The sequence below is a fragment of the Sorangium sp. So ce363 genome (genome assembly GCF_051520435.1).
Lineage (GTDB): Bacteria > Myxococcota_A > Polyangia > Polyangiales > Polyangiaceae > Sorangium > Sorangium cellulosum_B.
Genome location: NZ_CP150333.1, coordinates 3,182,565 through 3,203,095 on the forward strand (window position 1 = coordinate 3,182,565; position 20,531 = coordinate 3,203,095).

Annotated in this window: 12 protein-coding genes; 5 read left to right on the forward strand and 7 right to left on the reverse strand. The window is 70.8% G+C overall.

All coding sequences use genetic code 11. The features are described from left to right. Positions 1-197: 197 nt before the first annotated feature. On the forward strand, positions 198-2,378 hold the full coding sequence (locus WMF12_RS12395; protein ID WP_437871036.1) for a substrate-binding domain-containing protein: 2,181 nt from the start codon (positions 198-200) through the stop codon (positions 2,376-2,378). Positions 2,379-2,763: 385 nt separating this feature from the next. Continuing rightward, entirely contained in the window at positions 2,764-3,474 is a 711-nt protein-coding gene (locus WMF12_RS12400) for a hypothetical protein (RefSeq protein WP_437871037.1), read from the forward strand. Between the two features lie 102 nt (positions 3,475-3,576). Here WMF12_RS12400 and WMF12_RS12405 read toward each other — a convergent pair whose 3' ends face one another. Together WMF12_RS12405 and WMF12_RS12410 are read right to left on the reverse strand one after the other, a co-directional pair. Beyond that, positions 3,577-4,884 carry an ammonium transporter gene (locus WMF12_RS12405; RefSeq protein ID WP_437745847.1) on the reverse strand — a complete coding sequence of 436 codons (1,308 nt, stop codon included), beginning with the start codon at positions 4,882-4,884 and terminating at the stop codon, positions 3,577-3,579. 180 nt (positions 4,885-5,064) lie between these two features. Then, positions 5,065-6,717 carry a 4-alpha-glucanotransferase gene (locus tag WMF12_RS12410; RefSeq protein ID WP_437871038.1) on the reverse strand — a complete coding sequence of 551 codons (1,653 nt, stop codon included), beginning with the start codon at positions 6,715-6,717 and terminating at the stop codon, positions 5,065-5,067. A gap of 300 nt (positions 6,718-7,017) precedes the next feature. On the opposite strand from WMF12_RS12410, the gene glgX reads away from it, so the two are divergent. After that, entirely contained in the window at positions 7,018-9,357 is a 2,340-nt protein-coding gene (gene glgX / locus WMF12_RS12415; RefSeq protein WP_437871040.1) for a glycogen debranching protein GlgX, read from the forward strand. Between the two features lie 365 nt (positions 9,358-9,722). Here glgX and WMF12_RS12420 read toward each other — a convergent pair whose 3' ends face one another. After that, positions 9,723-11,912, reverse strand: a complete 2,190-nt coding sequence (locus WMF12_RS12420; RefSeq protein WP_437871042.1) for a peptidase M19 — start codon at positions 11,910-11,912, stop codon at positions 9,723-9,725. Positions 11,913-12,352: 440 nt separating this feature from the next. On the opposite strand from WMF12_RS12420, the gene WMF12_RS12425 reads away from it, so the two are divergent. Beyond that, a complete protein-coding gene (locus WMF12_RS12425; RefSeq protein WP_437871043.1) occupies positions 12,353-13,918 on the forward strand; it encodes a serine/threonine-protein kinase in 1,566 nt (521 codons plus the stop codon). Positions 13,919-14,002: 84 nt separating this feature from the next. Here the strand turns inward: WMF12_RS12425 and WMF12_RS12430 are convergent, their stop codons facing one another. Further along, the gene (locus WMF12_RS12430; protein WP_437871045.1) at positions 14,003-14,653 is read right to left on the reverse strand and encodes a winged helix-turn-helix transcriptional regulator; all 651 of its coding nucleotides are present in this window, start codon (positions 14,651-14,653) and stop codon (positions 14,003-14,005) included. An 88-nt stretch (positions 14,654-14,741) separates the two neighbouring features. Here WMF12_RS12430 and WMF12_RS12435 point away from each other — a divergent pair, with 88 nt between their 5' ends. Beyond that, on the forward strand, positions 14,742-15,302 hold the full coding sequence (locus tag WMF12_RS12435; RefSeq protein WP_437871046.1) for a dihydrofolate reductase family protein: 561 nt from the start codon (positions 14,742-14,744) through the stop codon (positions 15,300-15,302). A gap of 281 nt (positions 15,303-15,583) precedes the next feature. Here the strand turns inward: WMF12_RS12435 and WMF12_RS12440 are convergent, their stop codons facing one another. The 3 genes from WMF12_RS12440 to WMF12_RS12450 form a co-directional block, all read right to left on the reverse strand. Next, a complete protein-coding gene (locus tag WMF12_RS12440; protein ID WP_437871051.1) occupies positions 15,584-16,768 on the reverse strand; it encodes a M20 aminoacylase family protein in 1,185 nt (394 codons plus the stop codon). A gap of 10 nt (positions 16,769-16,778) precedes the next feature. Continuing rightward, positions 16,779-19,196 carry a lantibiotic dehydratase gene (locus WMF12_RS12445; RefSeq protein WP_437871052.1) on the reverse strand — a complete coding sequence of 806 codons (2,418 nt, stop codon included), beginning with the start codon at positions 19,194-19,196 and terminating at the stop codon, positions 16,779-16,781. 62 nt (positions 19,197-19,258) lie between these two features. Then, complete coding sequence (locus tag WMF12_RS12450) at positions 19,259-20,497, reverse strand: peptidogalycan biosysnthesis protein (protein WP_437871055.1); 1,239 nt, start codon at positions 20,495-20,497, stop codon at positions 19,259-19,261. Positions 20,498-20,531 lie beyond the last annotated feature (34 nt).

A 20,531-nucleotide genomic window follows, 5' to 3' on the forward strand; every position in this document is an offset into this window, starting at 1 on the left:
CTCTGCGGGGAAAGAGGCGGGCTCGTACGGCGGGCGCGCCATGACGGCGAGAAGGGTTCGATCGATGACCAAACGGATCGGCGATGCTGTACACCCGGACGATTCGCGAGTCACAGGAATTTCTGGCGGGTGGCGGTGAACGCCGTCGGTGAGCGAGACGTAGATCCGGTATTCATCCATTCGCGAGCCCGCAGCCCATGCACTCCCGCCCGACCACCATCGGCGTCCTCACGCCCTTCCTCGACGGTTTCTATTTCACCTCGGTCCTCAGGGGGATCCATCAGGCGGCGCAGGAGCGAGGCCATCGTGTCCTGGTGGTACGCGGCACGCCAGCGTACGTCCAGGCGCCCTCGCTCGCCCGAGATCAGGTGGACGGGTGGATCGTCGTGCTCGCCACGGATGGCATCGAGCTCCTCGCGCAGGCGGGTGTCCCGCTCGTCACGGTCAGCTCCTGCGCCCCCGAGGCGGGCTGTCCGACCGTCATGCCGGACAACCGCGAGGGCGTCCGGAGCGCGGTGCGCCACCTGATCGAGCATGGACACAGGCGCATCGCGTTCGTCGGTTGCATGGATCAGGACGACATCCGCGCGCGCTTCGACGGTTACATGGAGACGCTCATCGAGAGCGGGATCCCCTTCGATCCCGGCCTCGTCTTCGACGCCGACAACAACTGGCACTCCGGCGGCCAGCGCGCCGCAGAGGCGCTCATCGCGCGCAGGGGAGAGCTCACGGCCGCGGTCGTCGCCACGGACAAGAACGCGCTCGGGATGATGTCGGCCCTCCAGGCCGCCGGATACCGCATCCCCGACGATCTGGCGATCATCGGCTTCGACGACATCACCGATGCGCAGTGGTCGACCCCTCCGCTGACGACCGTGCGCCAGCGCTTCGACGCCATCGGGGCGCTCGCGTACGAGCTCGTGCTGGCGCGGCTCGCAGGCCAGGTCGTGCCGTCCGGGCCCGTGCTCGCGCCGACCACGTTCGTCAGGCGGCGGACGTGCGGGTGCGACCCGCTCCTTGGCTTGCTCCACGGGAAGGGCGCGGCGCCGGACGACGACCTCGAGCGGCAGATGGTCGAGCTGCTCCTCCGCCTGCCGCTCCCGCCCGAGACGCCCCCGACGGCCGTGTGGCCCGGCGTCGCCGCCGTGATCGCTGGATATACCGCGGCGCTCGAGGGCGCCGCGCCCCCGCCCGCGGCCGAGATCGACGAGGCCTGTCAGCAGGCCGTCCGCCTCACGCCTGACGTGGAGAGCCTCATGGGGATCGTCCGCCTCCTCGGCCGGTCCGGAAAGCGACGCCGCGCGCGCCTGGACAGGGAAGCAGCGGAGTCCGCGGAGGAGCGAGCCGAGGAGTTCCTGGAGCGGCTGCGCCTCTCGCTCATGCTGGCTCGCGTCGAGACCGAGCGGCAGTTCGTCGACGAGCTCGGGGCGCTCACGCGGTCCGATCATGAGGTGAGCCTCGCGCTGCTCGGCGGCACCCAGGAAGACTCGCGCTCGCTCTCCTGGCTCGACTCGACCGCCGCCGTCTGGGGCTGCCTCGCGCTCTGGGAAGACCCGGCGACCCGCGCGCGCCTCGTCATCGCCGGCGCCTACAGCCGCGATGGCAGCCCGACTCCCTCGCTCGGCGCCGTCTGCGCGCGGGAGGATTTCCCGCCCGCCGAGCGCTTGCCAGCGTCGACCGCCGGCGGCCCGTTCATGGTGACGCTCCTGCCGATCCGCACGCTCCGCCACGACTGGGGGGTCCTCGCGATCGTCGGCCCGAGCTCGATCGAGGTCGCCGGCGACGAGGGCACCATCTCCATCTGGGGGGCGCTCCTCGGCGCCGCCCTCGAGCGGGACGCGCTCGTGCAGTCGCTCTCCGAGCAGCACGCGAGCCTCCAGGAGGCCTATCAGCGCGAGCGCACCCTCTCGGCCGCGGTGCGCGAGCTCGGTTGCCCGCTCCTCCCGCTCATGCCTGGCGTGCTGCTCGTCCCGCTCGTCGGCGAGCTCGATGGAGATCGCGCCCGGCACATGCTCGAGCGGGTGGTCGAGGGGGTGGGCCGACACGGGGCGCGCTGCGTGCTGCTCGATATCACCGGCGTCCCGAGCATCGACGCCCAGGTGGCCCACGCGCTCGGGCAGACGCAGCGCGCGGCCTCCCTGCTCGGCGCCCGCGTCCGCCTCGTCGGCGTGCGCCCCGAGCTCGCGATGCGCCTCGTCGCCCTCGATATCCAGCTGGGCGATCTGTCCAGCCACCAGTCGCTGGCGTCGGCGCTCGAGGACCTCGTGTCGACCGAGGTCCCCTCGCTCCGCACGAGACGGAATGACGCGGCGGAAGCGCCGCTGCGGTCGTCGCGCAACGCGATCTCGGATACGAGGCGTCGCGGAGGATCGGAGTGACGCTCCACGCGCCGCGCTGAGCGCGCGCAGCGCAGTGGACCCCCCCACCCACTGCGCGTCGCCCGCGGTGGTCTCGTCTGGCGCTGAGCACGTCTCGAAGGTGCATGTCGTCTCCCACGGCTGGACGGCGAGGCGCGCAAGGTGCTGCGCGCGGCGAGCGCGTTCGGCGACGTATTCTGGAGCAGGTGGGCGAAGGCGCTGTTGTCCTCGAGCCCGCTCGCCGCGGGCGCCAAGCAGCCTGGAGCAGGTGGGCGAAGGCGCTGCTGTCCTCGATCCCGCTCGCCGCGGGCGCCAAGCAGCGGCCGGCGGGCGGCCCGCTCTGCCGGACCGCCGCGCCCTGGCGCGCAGGCACGCCGGCGTATGGTAAAAATGTCCTGTGCCTTCCATGAACCCGGTGCGTTCCCCTCGGCTCCACTCCGTCTCGGCGGGATTGCGACGATGGCTTCCCCGGGCGCTGGTCGGCGCGTGCTGCGCCTGGGCGATGGGCTGCGCGGAGAGCGCGCCCTCCTCGACGGCTCCGGCGGCGCGGGTCGCCTCGACGGCGCGGGCCGCTGCGCCGGCGCCCGCCGCGAGCGCCGCGCCCGCCGGCACGTCGGCGGCGTCTCCGCCGGCCGAGGGGGAGCGACCTGGCGATGCGCCGGTGCGCGAGCGCTGGGTCGGTACGCTGACGCTGACGAAGGGCTCGCAGCCCCTCATCGCTGGGAGGATCCTGTCGAGCGAGGACGCCGAGCGCTGGCTCGGCCCCGAGTGGCGTGCGCTGACCGGGCAGCGCGTCCGCGTGCTGGCGGTGCTGCGCGACCACGTCTGCGAGCCGCACGCTCAATGCATGATCGGGGGGATCATCCCGCTGCTGGAGCAGGTCGCGTCCGTCGAGCTGTGCAGCAGCGCGGGCTCCTCCGGCGGGGCGGCGGTCGTCGATTGCGCGCCGTCGCCCGCCCAGAAGGAGCGCTGCCAGGACGAGTGCCGCACGTTGAGCGAGGACTGCGGTCGGCGCGCTGACGGCGACCGCGGAGGGCTGCGCCGCTGCGGGTGCGCCAAGGTCACGTGCGAGCACGGCTGCGAGGAGACCGCCGAGCCCGCCTTCACGTGCAGGTGACCGCTCCCTGCCGGGAAGGGCAGGGGGCCAAGGGGACAAAACGACGAAGGCCGCCTGGCACCCGCCAGGCGGCCTCCGCGAGCGAGCCTCTGCTGCGCTGGATCAGGCGCTCTCGCGCACGAGGACGGGTGCCGCCGCCGGCCTGGGGCTCGGGGGCACGCTCTCGGCGGCGTGGGCGCCGCCCTCGCCGAGCGAGTAGGCCTCCTCGCCGTGGAGGACGCCGTCGAGGCCCTCGTCTTCCGTTTCCTCGTCGACCCGGAAGCCCATCACCGCGCTGATCCCCTTCACGAGCACGAAGGTGACCACCGCCGCGTAAGCCGCCGCGACCGCGGCCGCGATCGCCTGCTCGGTGAGCAGCGCCGAGTTGCCCTTGATGAGGCCATCCTGGCCGGCCGAATTCCACACCTTGGAGGCGAACACGCCGGTGAGCAGCGCGCCGAGCAGCCCGCCGACGCCGTGGATGCCGAACGCGTCCAGGCTGTCGTCATAACCCAGCTTGCCCTTCAGCATCACGGCGCCGTAACACACAGCGCCCGCCGCGAGCCCGATCGCGACAGACGCCATCGGGCCGACGAAGCCCGCCGCCGGGGTGATGGCGACGAGGCCCGCGACGAGCCCCGACGCCACGCCGAGGAGCGACGGCTTGCCGAAGCGCACGGCCTCGATCAGGGCCCACGCGAGCGCCGCGATCGCCGCGGCGATGTGCGTGTTCACGAACGCCACGGAGGCGAGCCCGTTCGCGGCGAGCGAGGAGCCGCCGTTGAAGCCGAACCAGCCGAACCACAGGAGGCCGGCGCCGAGCAGCGTCATGGTGAGGTTGTGCGGCACGATCTTGCGCGTCGGGTACCCCTTGCGCTTGCCGATCGCGATCGCGATCACGAGCGCGCTCGCGCCCGAGGCCAGGTGAACGACGGTGCCGCCGGCGAAGTCGAGCGCGCCGCGCGCGAGGAGCCACCCGCCCGGGTTCCAGACCCAGTGGCAGATCGGGCTGTAGACAAGGAGCGACCAGAGCAGCGTGAACACCACATACGATGAGAACTTGATGCGCTCCGCATAGGCGCCCGAGATCAGCGCCGGCGTGATGATGGCGAACATCATCTGGAACGCCATGAACAGGAGGTGAGGCACCGTCGTCCCGGCGCGCGGCTCGGTGCCAACGCCGTTCAGGAACGCGTAGTCGAAGCCGCCAATGAACCCGCCCTTGGATTCAGCGAACGCCATCGAGTACCCGAGCGTCACCCACGCCAGGGTCACGATCCCCATGGCGAAAAAGCTGTGCATGAATGTGCTGAGCGTGTTCTTCGTTCGGACCATGCCCCCGTAAAACAGGGCCAGCGCTGGCGTCATCAGCAGAACCATTGCCGACGAGACCAGGAGCCAGGTGGTGTCCGAGGCGTTGATTTCGTTCACTGGTGGCCTCCTCGACGGCGACACTAAGAGAAGGCAGTTTTCCGGAATGTTTCGTCGGCATATACTTCGCGACAGCACGAAACATACCGCGACGACGCAGCGAGTCAGCGCGCGGGCGCCTCCGCGGTCAGCGCGCTGGCCGACTCGCTCCTACAGCGCGTCGATGGATTTGCAGTGAGACTATCCGCGCCCGCTGGCCTCGATGCTCTCGCGCACCCGATCGAGCGCGGCCCGCACCTCGGGATCCCGATCGAGCGCAGCGGGCGGCGCCGGCAGCCGGAGCGACCAGTTCTGCGGCCCCACGGTCCCCGGGACGTTGATCCGATCGCGCGTGGCGAGCACGTCCTGGAGGAGCAGCAGCACGAGCTCGCTCTTCGAGCCGAGGATCAGGTCGAGCAGCGCGCGGTGGGTCTCCTTCGTGAACTCCCGGCCGAGCTCCTGCCGGCGCGGCGCCAGCTGCGGCAGATCGAGGACCCCGGCGCGCTCCCGGTCGTCCCGCGACTCCCACCACACCACCACCGAGTCGGTGTCGTGCGTCCCGAAGCAGGCCACCGAGAGCGCCGGATACTGCGACGGATCCTTGAACACGACGTCATCCTTTTCCCAGATCAGCACCTTGTAGCCCGGCACCCCGAGCTCCGTGAGCGACTCCCGGACCCACCCCGGCACCGCGCCGAGATCCTCCGCCACGAGCTGCGCCCCGGTCTCCGCCGCCCCCGCCAGCATCGCCCCCACGACCCGATTGCCGTGCTCGCGCTGCTCCGGCTCCTCCGCCGGATCGAAGGTCGCCTTGGGCCGCTCGCCCCCCTGGCCCTGGCTCCCTTGCTCCGGGAAGATGTACGTCCGGTAGAAGCCGACCAGGTGATCGATCCGGAACCGGTCGTAGAGCAGCCCCGTGTAGCGGCAGCGCCGCCTGAGCCACGCGAAGTCGTTCTCGCGCATCCGGGCCCAGAAGTACGGCGGGAGCCCCCACCGCTGCCCCTCCGTGTCGAACTGGTCGGGAGGCGCGCCGACCGTCATGTCGTGCCGGAACTCGCCCTGGTGCGCCCACACGTCGGCGCTGTCGCGCGACACCATGAACGGGAGATCCCCCATGATCTCCACGCCCTTGCCCCGGAGATCCGCGCGCGCCGCCTCCCACTGCGCGTGCGCGAGCCACTGGACGTACTCGTAATAGAGGATGTCCCGCGCGCGCTCGCGCCGCAGCGCCTCGAGCGCCTCCGGCCTGCGCTCGCGGATCGCCTCGGGCCAGTCCCACCACGCCCTGCCCTCGAAGGCGTCCTTGAACGCGCGGAACTGCGCGTAGTCGGGCAGCCAGTCCGACTGCCGCTTCACGAACTCGCCGAGCTCGGCCGCGCGCGGCGTCTGCTTCGCGTGGTGCTCGCGCTCGAACACGTCGAAGGCGAAGCGCAGCGCCCGCCCCTTCACGCGGCGCACGAGATCGTAGTCGACGCGCGCGCTGTTCCGCGCGCGATCGAGCGCCCCGAGGTCGTCGCCGAGCGCCTCGCCGAGGCGCTCCGCCGGGAGCTCGGGCACGGCGGACAGCGAGATGAACATCGGATCGATGCCGAACGCGGAGAGCGCCATGTACGGCGACGTCTCGCCCCCCGACACCTCGCCGAGCGGCAAGAGCTGCACGAGGCGCAGGCCCGCGGCGCGCATCCACGCGGCGAACTCGGGGAGATCGCCGATCTCGCCGATGCCCCACGAGCGATCGCTGCGCAGGGAGAAGAGCGGCACCGTCACGCCGGCGATGCGGCGGCGCGCGCCGGAACCGGGACCGGAAGGGGACGATGAGCTCTGGGACTGATTTTCAGCAGAGGGGGAAGACATGGGCGTTTTTCGCTTGGCTCCAGGCGTTCGGGGGCGAAGTCTATCCCGGGTCGCGCCGCCCTGGATGCTCCTTCTGCGACCGTGCGGTAGCACCGCCGCGCCTCCGTCGAGGCCGCGGCCGCGGCCGCTGCCGAGCTCGCGAGGAGGGCCGCGACATCGCGCGCGGCGCGAGGGCGGGCCCGCCGAGCGGCCGAACGGCGGGCGATCCCGGGGGCGGCGACCGAAAAATCAGGCCGCGCGCGCTTGTGTCTCGACAGCGGCGCCGATCTCGCGAATAGGGCGGCTTCACAGGTTTTTCAGATGACCAGACGCATATGGCCCGGCACGCCCACCCCACTCGGCGCCGTCTTTGACGGCGAAGGGGTCAACTTCACGCTGTTCTCCCAGTCCGCCACCAAGGTCGAGCTCTGCCTCTTCGAGGCCGTCGACGATGTCGTGGAGCGCGAGCGCATCGAGCTCCCCGAGCGGACGGCCCACATCTTCCATGGCTACGTGCCGGGGCTCAAGCCCGGCCAGCTTTACGGCTACCGGGTGCACGGGCCCTACGACCCGCGCTCCGGGCAGCGCTTCAACCCGGCGAAGCTCCTCGTCGATCCCTACGCGTACGCGCTCTCCAGCGAGCCGAACTGGAAGGCGCCGCTCTTCGCCTACGACCGCGGGGGGCACCCCGAGCGCGGCGAGGGCGGCGCTGGCCGGCCCAAGGAGGCGGGCCGGGACGGCGCGGCGCCCGAGAAGGGCGAGGGCGGGCGCGCGGGCAAGACGGCGAGCGATCGCCGCGCCGCCGAGGCGCGCGGGAAGGACTCCACGCCGCCGCCCCCGCCGGCCCCGCTCGACGACCTGGAGATCTGCCACCGCGACAGCGCCTGGGGCGCGCCGAAGTCCGTCGTCGTCGACCACCGCTTCGCATGGGACGGCGACCGGCCGCCGGCGACGCGCTGGCAGGACACGATCATCTACGAGGTCCACGTCAAGGGCTTCACCCAGCGGCACCCGGGCATCCCGAAGGAGCTGCGCGGCACCTACGCCGGGCTCGCCTCCGAGGCGGCGATCGCCCACTTCAAGAAGCTCGGCGTGACGGCGATCGAGCTGCTCCCCGTGCACGAGATGGCGAGCGAGCGCGAGATCTGGGAGCGCGGCCTCGTCAACTACTGGGGCTACAACACCCTCGCGTACCTCGCGCCCGCGGGCCGCTACTCGTCGAGCGGGCGGCTCGGCCAGCAGGTGACCGAGTTCAAGGCGATGGTGAAGGCGCTCCACGCCGCCGGCATCGAGGTGATCCTCGACGTCGTGTACAACCACACAGCGGAGGGGAACCACCTCGGCCCGACGCTCTCCCTGAAGGGGATCGACAACTGGACCTACTACCGGCTCGTGCCGCACAACCCGCGCTACTACATGGACTTCACGGGCTGCGGGAACACGGTGAACACGCGTCATTACCAGACGCTCCAGCTGGTGATGGACAGCCTGCGGTACTGGGTGACCGAGATGCACGTCGACGGCTTCCGCTTCGATCTCGCGTCGGCCCTCGCCCGCGGTCACCATGACTTCGACCGCCTGAGCTCGTTCTTCGACATCATCCATCAGGATCCCGTCCTCTCGCGCACGAAGCTCATCTCGGAGCCGTGGGACGTGGGCGAGGGCGGCTATCAGGTCGGCAACTTCCCGGTCCTCTGGACGGAGTGGAACGATCGTTACCGCGACTCGGTGCGCCGCTTCTGGAAGGGGGATCTGCTGGCGGCCGACCTCGGCTATCGGCTCACCGGGTCGAGCGATCTGTACGCGTCCAGCGGGCGCCGCCCTTACGCGAGCATCAATTTCGTGACGGCGCACGACGGCTTCACGCTGAACGATCTCGTCTCGTACAACGAGAAGCACAACGAGGCGAACGGCGAGGGCAACCGGGACGGCACGAACAACAACCACAGCTACAACCACGGCGTCGAGGGCCCCTCCAGCGACCCCGCGGTCGTCGAGCTGCGCGAGCGCCAGAAGCGCAACCTCCTCGCGACGCTCCTCCTCTCGCAGGGCGTGCCGATGATCAACGCCGGCGACGAGATCGGAAAGACGCAGCTCGGCAACAACAACGCCTACTGCCAGGACAACGAGCTCTCCTGGCACGACTGGGACCTCGACGAGCGGCGGAAGCAGCTCTTCGAGTTCACCTGCCGCCTCATCGCCCTGCGCCGCAGCCAGCCCGTGCTGCGCCGGCGGATGTTCTTCTCGGGCGGTTACGTGCACGGGAGCGGGCTCAAGGACATCGTGTGGTTCCGCCCCGACGGCGCCGAGATGACGCCGGAGGACTGGACCCACCCGAACGCCCGGGCGGTCGGCTACCTGCTCGGGGGCGACGCCCTCTCGGCGCTCGGTCCGCGCGCCGAGCCGATCTCCGGCGACACGCTGCTCGTGCTCATCAACGCGAACCACTCGCCGCTGGAGTTCGTGCTGCCTGCGATCGAGTTCGGCGAGCGGTGGGAGGTGCTCATCGACACCCGCACCGCCGGGGAGCCGGCGCGCACGGTGCCCGCGAGGGCAGGGGGAGAGCGCTACCTGCTCGTCGACCGGTCCGTGGCGGTGCTGCGGCTCCTGGAGCGCAAGGAGAAGAAGAAGGTCAAGCGGGTGAAGGCGCAGCGGGCGTAGCTGTCCCGACGCCGTTGACCCAGGCCCGCGCTCCGCGCGGGCGCTCTCCCGCACACGTTCCCGACCACGTCGATACCCTTTCACGCGGCGCACGGCGCGCCGCGCTGGCCCCTTCCAGTCCACGGATCCGGTGGAGCTCGTCCACAGCCATATCGCGCGGAGGTCCCTCCCTCCGCACGATGTCTCGCCCGAGAGCCCGCGCGTCGGGTCATGGTGATGCCCCTCATCGGGACCGTGGCGTTTGCGCTCCGCCGCCTGGGTCAGAGTCGGCTGCTGTAGCCAGCCGGAAGCATCTCCTCGAATTTTCTTCTTTTTCTTCGCCAAAATGCCAACGAAATGAGGGGATTTGTCAGGGAGCCACCCGGTCAGCGGGCGAGCGTGCGCTCCCACATCTGCAGATAGGCCTCGGCGGAGCTGTAGAGCGCGGTCAACGCAGCTTCGCCGCCCTCGAGGCGGACCTCTTCGACCCAGTCTGCGACCATGCCGTAGTGCGCCATGCCGTCGACGTCCGTGTCGTAGACGCGCTCGCCGCTCACCTGGCGATCGAAGGTCACGGGGGCAATCCCGGCGAACTGCGGTCCCCAGCCCGGTCCCTGGAACAGGGTGAAGGGATAACTCACCGGCGTCGCGCCCCCGCCTCGCGGGCCGGCCTGGGGGCCTAGCCCGTTCATGTCGGCGCCATAGCCCATCCCGAAATAATAGGCGTCGCTCCTGAGCGGGGTGAGCTTGTCGAGCGTCTCCTTGAACTCCTCGCCGTTCCCCTTGTACGGATAGATCAGCCCCCCGAGCGCCATGATGCGGCGCGCCTGATCCATGGTGAGGCCGCCGTGGCCGCCGTGCGTCGAGACGAGCGGGTACACCGGCGCCTGCTGCTCGGCGAGCGCGATCACCTCGGCCTTGTTGGAGAGCTCGAGATGGTCGACCTCGATGATGATCCGCTTCTCCATCATCCTCTGGATCGCGTAGCGGCCGAGCGCGGTCAGCCCGCGCGCGTTGCACTGCTTCCTGCCCTGCGGATAGAGCGGGAGCGCGCCGCCCGCGTGCGCTACCAGCGCTTCGGTCAAGGGATCGCCGCCCACGCCCGGGGGGATCGAGATCTGCAGATTCGCCCCGGCATCGTAGAAGTAATCCTGCTCCGGGCAATCGTAGGTCTGCCAGAACCGGCCGGTGTCGACCTTGTTGCCGAGGTTGAGCGCGAAGTCGTTGAAGATGCCGTTGCCGCCGAGCGCGTTGTCGAACTCGTGGACCGGGAACATCTGACGGACGCCGGCGGCGTGGAGCCGATCGAGCTGCGCGTCGATGCTGGCCTCGTTGCACCCGGAGACGCCGTTCTGGACGTCGCAGTTGAAGAGGTGGGAGATCTCGATGCCCAGCACCACGGCCATCTTGCCGTCGCTTATCACCTGGCGCGCCTCGGCGGGGCTCTCCACGAGCCGGAACCAGCCCCGTCCTGGGCCGCCTTCCTGCGCGTCGATGTACGCCTCGAGGTCGCGCATGAACCGCGCCTGATCCATCGCGCTGTCCATCTCGTTGCAGTTCTGGAGCGGCCTGCCCGAGGCGACGCGCTGGAGCGTACACAGCGTCTCGTTCTCGACCAGGTTGTTGACCATGATCCGCTGGCCGGCACGCCACGCGCGTTCCATCCACTTGTAGTACATTCCCTCGTGGGTGAGCGAGCGCGCCGCCGGCCAGTCCACGAACGTGGGCCAGCCGCGGGTGTCGTGCAGGGACACGGGGATCTCGCCAAGGAAATTGCCGACCACGTCCTTGATGCCGCCGGGCCCGTGCGACACGGCGCAGTCGCCGAGCGCGCGGAGGACGCCGAAGCGGTGGAAGGGCAAGCCGTGATGCGCGCCGCCTAAGAAGCTCGTGGCGCTCACGTGGGCGTGCACGTCCGCGAAGCCGAGCACGGGCCCGGCGACGCCGCTGCCCCTGAACGGCGCGCCGGCGCTGCTCGTCGTGATCTCCGGGAACGCCGCGCAGCCGCTCGTGGCCTCGAAGGTGAACCTCGCCGCCTCGCCGGCGCTCGCCGCGTCGACCAGCACGAGGCGGCCGTCCACAGGATGGACGGCCAGCGCCCTCGCGGAGGCGGCAGAGACCACCATGAAGCGACCGGCAGCGTCGGTGTCGACCGTCCAGTCTGCAGCCTCGGTGGGCGCAGAGACGGTCGCGACGCCAAGGAGGCCGCCGAGGGTGAGGAGGCTGCCGGCCGCGAGGAAGGATGCCTCCTTGTTGTAAATGAGGTACTTGCCGAGCGCCGTCGGCTTCATGAAGAACGGATCGGCGCTGCCGAGGGTCGCGGCGCGCGCGCCGTAGCCGCCGAGACCCCTGGCGACGTAGGCATTCCTTGCCACCGACCTGAGCGCGTAACATCCGTTGGCGAGGTCGTAACGTCGGGTGGGGAGGAGGCCGAGCGCGAGCGCGCTGCTGCCGTCGCCCGCGGCGCGTGGCGCGTCGATCAATGCGGCGGAACCCGGGTCATTGCAGCCCGCGAGCACCGGGAAGATGGACAGGGCGGCCAGCAAGCGGATTCCGGCGCTCGATCGCATCGCCATCGTGTTCTCCAGGAGGGTTGGAGCTGCGTCTGCACGCGGATGCGTGCTCCGCCGCTGCCCGCAGACGGCGATGATATCATGTCATCGGTGACGTGCTCTTCGAACCCGTCGTCGCCACGCGAATCCGTGTCGCGCAACCGGTGTCGCGCAACGGGTGTCGTGCGGTGCATCCGGTGTCGTGTCGCGGCCTGGACGCGCACATCGGCGGCGGACCGGGGTGCATGAGGGGGCGCCGCGGCGTCGGTGTGGCGCGGCGTCCGGCGGCCCGCGTCCTCGGCGCCAGCGATCAACAAGTACAGCAGCGCTGCGCCTCGCGACGCTGCCGCGTGGGCCTTCAGGTGCACGTGCGCGAGGAGGGCGGGGTGTTCGCCGTTCTAAGGCATCCGCATTCGCGATACGCTGAGGGCATGTCGTCGCCGCTCTCCTCAGGTCGTTGTCCCATGGACGCATCGACCGGTCCGGGAAACGGTGGCGGCACGAAGATCACCGGCGTGCTGCAGCCGCCCTCTCTGGGTCGACCGCCCGATTCCTCGGCGAGAGACGCCGCGCGCGACGCCACCACGCTGGGCGGGCAGCCCGCGCCGCTCGATCTTCCTCCTCCGAGCGGCGCAGGGCGGGACGAGGCGCACGCCGCGCTCCTTCCGGGCCGCGTCGTGGCCGGGCGGTACCGGCTCGTGCATCCGCTCGGCCAGGGCGCGATGGGCGAGGTGTGGTGCGCGCACGACAGCGTCCGGCGCTTCGAGGTCGCGCTCAAGTTCCTCGTGCTCCCGCGCCAGAACCTGGCCATCGACGCGATGGAGCGCTTCCGCTTCGAGGCGCAGGTCGCCGCCCAGCTCGGGCGGAAGACCGATTTCATCGTCACGGTGCACGACGCCGGTGAGGATTCCGAGGCGGGCCCGTACCTCGTCATGGAGTGCGTGCGCGGCCGGTCCCTCCGGCAGCTGATCCACGAGCGAGGGCCGGTGCCCGCGGCCGAGCTGGCCGCGCTCCTCCGTCAGATCGGAGAGGCCCTCTCGGTGGCGCACGGCCTCGGGATCGTGCACCGCGACATCAAGCCGTCGAATATCCTGCTCCGCGAGGGGCGCGACGGGCGCCTGCGCGCCAAGGTCGCCGACTTCGGGATCGCCAAGTGGATCCGCCAGGATCTGGCGGCCGATTTCCCCCGCCAGACCGCGGAGGGCGTGGTGCTGGGCACGCCGGGATACCTCAGCCCGGAGCACACGTGCGACGGGCACGCGGACCCGCAGCTCGACATGTGGGCCCTCGCGGTCGTCGCGCACGTTGCGCTCACCGGCCAGCAGCCGTTCGCCGGCCGCACCATCGCCGATGTGCTCTCCTCCATCCTCGCGGGCGCGCGCCCCCCGCTGTCGACGCTGTGCCCCGGCGCGCCGCCGGCGCTGGAGACGTGGTTCGCGCGCGCCTTCGCGCTGGATCCGGCGGAGCGATTCCCCTCCATCGGGCCGATGATCTCCGCCTTCGTGGCCGCGGTCGGCCCGTCGGCTGCGCCGATCGCGCCGGCGCCCGCCGCGCCGGCGCGACGGAGCAGGCTGCACCTCGCGGCGGCTGGCCTCGTCGTGGCGCTCGGGCTGGGGCTTTCGCTCACCACCGCGCTGCCCTCGCAGCGCCTGGAGGCCGCCGCCGAGCTGCGGGTGATCAGCGGCGAGGTGCTCGCCGCCGCCCGCGGCGCTCTCGTGGCGCAAGCGTCCGCGGCACCCCAGGCGGGCGCGACCTCGACGGTTCCCGCGGCCGGGCCCGCGACGACAGCGCCGTCCCCCGTTCCGCCGCCTCCGGAGCCCGCGCCGCTGGCAGCCGCGGCGCGTACCGTCCCGACGCCTCCGGCGTCCACGCTGCGGTCAGCCGCGGCGCGCGCCGTCCCGACGTCTCCGGCGCCCGCGCCGCAGCCAGCCGCGGCGCGCACCGTTCGTGCGCCCGGCGCGCCGGCGAGCACCGGCAAAGCGCCCGCGCGGAAGCGAGACGCAGGCAAACAGAAGAGCGCGATCTTCTGAGCGTCGGCCGCGAAGGGCGCGTCGGCGCCCGCTGGTCGATCCCCGCGGGGGCCTCCGGCGCGCCGTGATCGCCGGGCCGGCCCGTCATCCAGCGGGCGGGCTGCGAGGGGTCGACCGCGGCCGAGCGAAGAGGCGGAAGAACGTTCGGGCCATGCGCCTGTCGCCCTGGAGCTCGACCGGCGCCTCGGCGAGCTTCTGGTCCCCGAAGACGACCGCCCGAAGCGTGGCCGGGTCGGTCGCGATCACGGCGTCCGGCGCGCGCGGAGCGCCCCGCGCGATGGTGATGGTCGCGCGATCGACCTCGATCGAGAACCGCTCTTCGCCGAGCCGGAGCTCGTAGGTCGCGCGGAGGTCAGCTGCCTCGCCCGCGACGAACGTCGCCTCGAGCGCGATCATCAGCGCGTCGACGCTCAGGGCGCCCGCGGGCCGGACGGGCGATCGCGCGCCCCACCGGCCGAGCTGCACGAGCAGCGGATGGAGCTCGCGGCCCCAGTCCGTGAGCTCGTACGTCGGCGCGCCGACCTTGTGCCGCCGCACGACGCCGCCGCCCTCGAGCTCGCGGAGCCGCTGCGACAGCACGTTGGGGCTCGCGCCGGCAAGCCCGTCGCGGAGATCCGTGAACCGCTTCGGACCGAGCAGGAGCTCGCGCACGATGAGGAGCGCCCACCGCTCGCCGACGAGATCGAGCGCTCGCGCGATGCCGCAGGGATCCCCGTAGCTTCTCAGACCGGTCATGGCGGCCGCATCCTACAGCACTTGCGAAGGAGTACCAAATGGTCCTAAATTAGGACTGACAGACGACGCGGACATCAGGAGGAACAGCATGCGCAAGCTCACCGTCTTCAACCAGATCTCGCTGGACGGTTATTTCTCGGACGGCCACGGCGACATGAGCTGGGCGCACAAAGGGGACGCGGAGTGGGGCGCGTTCGCCGCGGAGAACGCGCGCGGCGGGGGCGAGCTCGTCTTCGGCCGGGTCACCTACGAGCTCATGGCGAGCTTCTGGCCCACCCCCGCGGCGCTGGAGCGGGCTCCCGCCGTCGCCGAGCGGATGAACAGCCTGCCGAAGGTCGTCTTCTCGAGGACCCTCGACAGGGCGTCGTGGAACAACACGAGGCTCATCAAGGGCGATCTCGCGGAGGAGGTGCGCAAGCTGAAGGCGGAGCCCGGGCCGAACATGGTCGTCATGGGGAGCGGCAGCATCGTCGCCCAGCTGACCGACGCGCGTCTTGTCGACGAGTACCAGCTCGTGGTGAACGGGATCGTCCTCGGCAGCGGAAGGACGCTGTTCGAGGGGGTCAAGGAGAGGGCGAACCTCCGACTGAAGAAGACGCGCAGCTTCAGCAACGGGAATGTCGTGCTCTGGTACGATGCGACGGAGTGACAGCTCCTCGCGGCGGCGCATCGTCGCGAACACTCGCGGCGATCGCGCCATCACAATGCCCGCCAGGGTAGGCGACGCGACATCAACTCACCTACGGAGGGCCGCTGTGGCGTCAGCCTCCGTCGAGGGTGGAGGCGCCGCCGCTCGTTGCGCCCTGGATATCGCGCGTGGCGGCGGACCGGCGCTCGAAGGCGGCACGTGTTATGTCGGAGCGCTCGTGCCGGACGACGGCGCGGCGTTCGGGGACCACGCGCGCAAAGGCACCACCGTCGAGTCGACGCTCACGGCGAGGCGAGGGACACCTTCGACAGCGTCTGCTCGACGAGCGTCACCCAGTAGCTCGCGCCGATGGGCAGGATCTCGTCGTTGAAGTCGTAACCAGGGTTGTGCAGCATGCGGCTCTCGCCGGCGACGCCGTTGCCGAGCCAGACATAGGCGCCGGGCCTCTCGCGCAGCATGAACGCGAAGTCCTCGGCGCCCATCGTGGGTTGAATGTCGGTGAGCACCTTGTCACCGCCGATCACCTGCGTCATCGCCGCGATCGCCATGGCGACCTCCTTCGGTGTGTTGATGATGGGCGGGTAGCGGCGCTCGTACCGCACCGTGACCTTGCAGCCATGAGCGGCGGCGATGCCGTCGCAGACGCGGCGTATGGCCCCCTCGACGAGCGCCTGCACCTCGGGCTTGAGCGCCCGCGCCGAGCCGCGCAGCGTGACCTCATCCGGGAGCACGTTCCACGTGTCGCCGGCGTGGAACTGCGTGACGCTGACCACCGCCGCGTCGACCGGGCTCACGCCGCGGCTCACGATCGCCTGCAGCGCCTGCACGAGCGCGCTCCCCGCGACGATCGCATCGACGCCGTGGTGAGGCATCCCCGCGTGGGCGCCGCGGCCCGTGATCTTGATCTCGAAGATATCGAAGCTCGCCATCATGATCCCGGGCATCACGGCGAACTGGCCGGCGGGAATGCCAGGCCAGTTGTGCATGCCGAAGACGGCCTCCACCGGGAACCTCTCGAACAGGCCGTCTTCGACCATCACGCGGCCGCCCCCCTCGTTCTCCTCGGCGGGCTGGAAGATGAAGTGGACGGTGCCGTCAAAGGCCCTCGTCTCGGCGAGGTGCCTGGCGGCGCCGAGGAGCATCGTCGTGTGTCCGTCGTGGCCGCAGGCGTGCATCCTCCCTTCGTTCCGCGAGCGATGGGCGAACGTGTTGGCCTCGTGGACATGCAGCGCGTCCATGTCCGCCCGGAGCCCGATGGCGCGGCGGCCCGACCCGGCCCTCAGCGTGCCCACGACGCCGGTCTTCGCGAGGCCGCGGTGGACCTCCACGCCGAAGGACGAGAGCTTCTCCGCCACGAAGTCCGAGGTGCGGGCCTCCTCGAACGCGGTCTCGGGGTGGGCGTGGAGGTCACGGCGCCACGCGGTCATTTCGGCGTGGAGGGCGTTGAGTCGATGGATGGTGGGCATGGCGGAGGTCCTAGAGCCCCTTGGCGTCGAAGGTGACGAGCCGGAGCTCGCATGTATACCGCTCGCCGTCCGCGTCCGTCAGCCAGAGCTCATCGATGCACGGCAGCATCTCGGCGACGCTCACCTTCGCCGACGCGTCCAGCTCGCTGGCGCGCCGGAGGATCTTGGCGATGGTGTCCACGAAGATCGGGCTGTCGAGGTCCGCGTAGTACGGCTTGGCCTCGAAGGGCGACTTGAGGAAGATGAACCGCGGCAGCCCGTGCGCGCGCTTCCAGCGCCGCGCCGCGAGCCAGCGAGCGAGCGGCTCCTCCTCGCGCGCGAAGGTCACCTGCGACGCGACGAAGCGCCAGCGCTCTCGCGCGACCACGAGATCGCCGATCTTGAGCCGCGGCGTGTGGTCCTCGGCCGGCAGGACGTCCAGCGCGTTGGTGACCATCGACGAGAGCATCATGCCCATGAAATCGAGGAGGCCGCCGCGGTAACCGCCGCTCCGGGCGTGGACCTCCAGCGCCCCGTCCTGGTCCACCACGACGAGATCCGCCACGCGCAGCGTCCGCGCCGGAGGCGCGGGAGAAGGCTCCCGCGAGAACGCATAACGGAAGTCCCCGGAGCCCAGGGCGATCTCGTTGATGCGCTGGCACCACTGCGCCTTGGGCAGCACGGGGATGACGCTCGGGGCCGGGTTGTCGAGCTCCCAGAGATCGATGAGCTCGCGCATCGACGGGTGCTGGAAAGCGAAGCAGGACGCCGTCAGCGTGTGCGTCAGGTGCATCTCGCCCATGACCAGCTCGCACTCCCCCCGGCGTAGGGCCTCCACGTCCTTTGCCGCGATCATCAGATCCGGGCACATATAACGAGCCCTGGCCCAGCCCGGGCGCGGCACGTCGAACGCGCGCTGCACGTCCGGCAGCAGCGCGGCCGGATCCCGCTCGACGGAGCGCGCGCCGGCCGGCACGTCGAGGATCTCGGCCCAGCGGCGCTGCAGCTCGTGCTGCACCTGCATGACCCACTCAGGCATGCCGCGCATCTCCCGCATCCACGGCTCGATCTCCGCGAGCGCCTTGTGGAACACCGTGAGCTCGACCGGGCCGCCGCCCTGCTGCGCCGAGAGCCGCTCGAACAGGTCCCGCAGCACCCCGAGGTAACGGCGCCCGACCTCGTAGGTCACCCAGCGGCCGCTGAGCAGCAGGAGCGACAGCGGCGGAGCGAGCTTCTGGAGCAGCGGAGCGCCGATCTCCAGGTCCAGGTCGCGCCTGCAATCCTCGTAGACGAGCGTGCGCGCCGCGTACATCTCTCCATCGGAGCGCGTCGCGGCCGCGCCGGTCAGCCGGTGGAACGTGTCCTCCAGGCGCGTCATGGCGGCGTCGAGCGCCCGGGAGTCGCCGGCCGCGGCGGCGACCTCGTCGCGCGCCCGCTCGATCTCGTCGAGGGGCATGAGCGCGCGCTCGCGGAGCGCCTGATCCTCGATCCCCGCGAGCGCGCGCCGCAGCGCCTCTTCCGGCGACAGCTGGAGCGCGACCTCGAAGTCCCAGGCGGTGACGCTCATCGCGCACGCCCTGTCGAGGATCTCGAACACCTCCGCTTCACCGCTGAGCCCGAGCGACGGGTCGCTGGCGAGCCGCCGCGCGAGCGCCCTCGCGGTCGTCACGCCGTCGCAGCCCTCCAGGACCGCAGCCTGCGCCGGCGTGAGCGGCATGGCCCCGACGGACGGCACCTGCAGAGCGCCCCCATCGACGCGGATGTAGGGGAGCAGCCGGGGCGCCGCGAACGGCCTGAGCTCCGGGTCCGAGCTCAACCGCGACGCGATCGCGTCGATGGCCCAGCTCTCGAAGTAGACCTTCCGCGCGGCGAGCAGGCCTGGCCCGGGCCGGGCGGCGATCGCCTCGGGGCCGAGGCCGATCCGGCACCAGCCGATGGGCCCGAAGAAGCCGATGGAGTCGTTCTTGACGCAGTAGCGTTGCAGGTAGGAGGCGACGAGCGCCTCTCTCTGCCGCGTCTTCTTGTCCCGGTGGCCGGGCGGCTTGCGCAGGAGGCCGTCGAGCCCCGTGTGCAGGGCGCGCCGGTTCTGCCAGACCACCGCCTCGCGGAACCGGTCGTCCTGCACCGCCGCGCGCAGCGCCTCGCTGACGCGCGCGGTCTCCACCTCGAACGAGCGCGGCAGATCCGCGTGGATCACGCTCTTCGCCGGGGCGGCCCCTTCGGCGTCGAGCACCCTGTCGAGCAGGGCGGCGGTCCCGGGGGCCGCGAGCGACAGGATGGTTTGCGCTGCGAACCCCGCGCCGCGAACACACGCGACAGGCCACAACCCGAACGGTCCCCCGGCCAGCGGCACCAGGTGGCGCGATGCGCCGGCTTCAACGTCTCGCTCGGACGGGCGGCGCGCGTGGCCCTCGACGGCTGGAGCAGGCGCTTCGGCGGCGAGTTTCATCGTGACAGACATGATTTCTCATCCGTGGCATGGAGCCTGGTGCGAGCGGCGCCGCGCGTGTCTCACGCGTCGCCCGCGGCCTCCGGGGATCCCGTCTCCGGGGTGCTCGGCGGGGCGACGACCTTGGTCATCTCGGCATGACTTATCTGCGAGAACAGGGACAGGTAGGGCATGAGGAGCGCTCGTGACCACGAGGAGGGGAACCACATGTAGCTGTACAGGGGGTGACCCACCGCGCCGCGGCGTCGCTTCGTCTTCCACGTGCCGCCGCTGAGCCATATCCGCTTGGCGCCGAGCGCCACGGCGCGCTTGATCGGCTCGTAGAAGACGAGGCTGAAATACAGCAGCGAGTCGTCCAGCCCCTGATCCTCGGTGCGGCCTACGCGGTAGACCCAGAGGTCGTCCCCCTTGTGGAGGATCGAGGCGAAGCCGACGACGGTGGAGCCGTTGCGCGCCACGATCGCCTCCGCCCTCGGGCCGAGGTGGCGCTCGAGCTGAGCCCAGAACGATTCCGGGTGACGGAAGTGCTCCTCTCCGTATTTCGAGTACGTCGTCTCGTAGAGGCGATCGAGATCGCCGCCCAGGGAGCCAAAATTCGGCGTCACGGTGAATTGGACACCGGCCTCGCCGACCTTTCTCATGTCGCGCCTGAAGGACTTTCGCTCCTTGCTCTGGAAGCGCGCGAGGTAGTCGTCGAAGGCCTTGAACTCGGTGTCCAGCCGGTTGTCATAGACGAGGAAGACCTCCTCGAACCCGCTCCCACGAAGCGATCTCCTGAGCTCGGCGCGCTCGGCGTCGACGCCATAGAAGCAGAGCGGCAGCCGCTCTCTGCGCGCCTCCTCCTTGAGCGCGTCGAGCACCGCGCTGTGCACCTCCTGCACCGCCGCCGGATCGACCGGCGCCACGGCGATGCCCCCACGGTAGCTGAGCGGGCTCGCGGCGAGCACCCACCCGTCGATCCCCGAGCGGGCCGCCCGCGCGAACGCCCGGTAGGCGTTGACCGCCCGGACGACCCACTGGCTCCAGCGCGCGCTCTCGGGGTTCATCCTGACGAGCTCGTCCTGCCAGGAGACGAAGAAGAACTTCTCCAGCGAATAATGATAGTAGATCGAGCGGCTGCGCGTGACGAGGAACGGGCAAACGGCGATGAGGCGAGTCCCCTCGCGCACCAGCACATAACGCAGGGACAGCTCCCCCCGGACGAGCGGCGCCAGATCCAGCGCGTCGAGCATCCGCAGCCAACGGCGATCGAGGAACACGTCGGCGTCCGCCGTGACGTTGTCGAGCTCCGCGTCGTCCACGGAGTCGAGGGATGTGCAGATGGTCGTCGTCAAT

Bases quoted from the DNA above. Each gene is read 5' to 3' on its own strand.
- WMF12_RS12400 (WP_437871037.1), top strand. From the start codon at position 2,764: ATGAACCCGGTGCGTTCCCCTCGGCTCCACTCCGTCTCGGCGGGATTG.
- WMF12_RS12435 (WP_437871046.1), top strand. From the start codon at position 14,742: ATGCGCAAGCTCACCGTCTTCAACCAGATCTCGCTGGACGGTTATTTC.
- WMF12_RS12430 (WP_437871045.1), bottom strand. From the start codon at position 14,653: ATGACCGGTCTGAGAAGCTACGGGGATCCCTGCGGCATCGCGCGAGCG.
- WMF12_RS12420 (WP_437871042.1), bottom strand. From the start codon at position 11,912: ATGGCGATGCGATCGAGCGCCGGAATCCGCTTGCTGGCCGCCCTGTCC.
- WMF12_RS12395 (WP_437871036.1), top strand. From the start codon at position 198: ATGCACTCCCGCCCGACCACCATCGGCGTCCTCACGCCCTTCCTCGAC.
- WMF12_RS12410 (WP_437871038.1), bottom strand. From the start codon at position 6,717: ATGTCTTCCCCCTCTGCTGAAAATCAGTCCCAGAGCTCATCGTCCCCT.
- WMF12_RS12440 (WP_437871051.1), bottom strand. From the start codon at position 16,768: ATGCCCACCATCCATCGACTCAACGCCCTCCACGCCGAAATGACCGCG.
- glgX (WP_437871040.1), top strand. From the start codon at position 7,018: ATGACCAGACGCATATGGCCCGGCACGCCCACCCCACTCGGCGCCGTC.
- WMF12_RS12445 (WP_437871052.1), bottom strand. From the start codon at position 19,196: ATGAAACTCGCCGCCGAAGCGCCTGCTCCAGCCGTCGAGGGCCACGCG.
- WMF12_RS12425 (WP_437871043.1), top strand. From the start codon at position 12,353: ATGGACGCATCGACCGGTCCGGGAAACGGTGGCGGCACGAAGATCACC.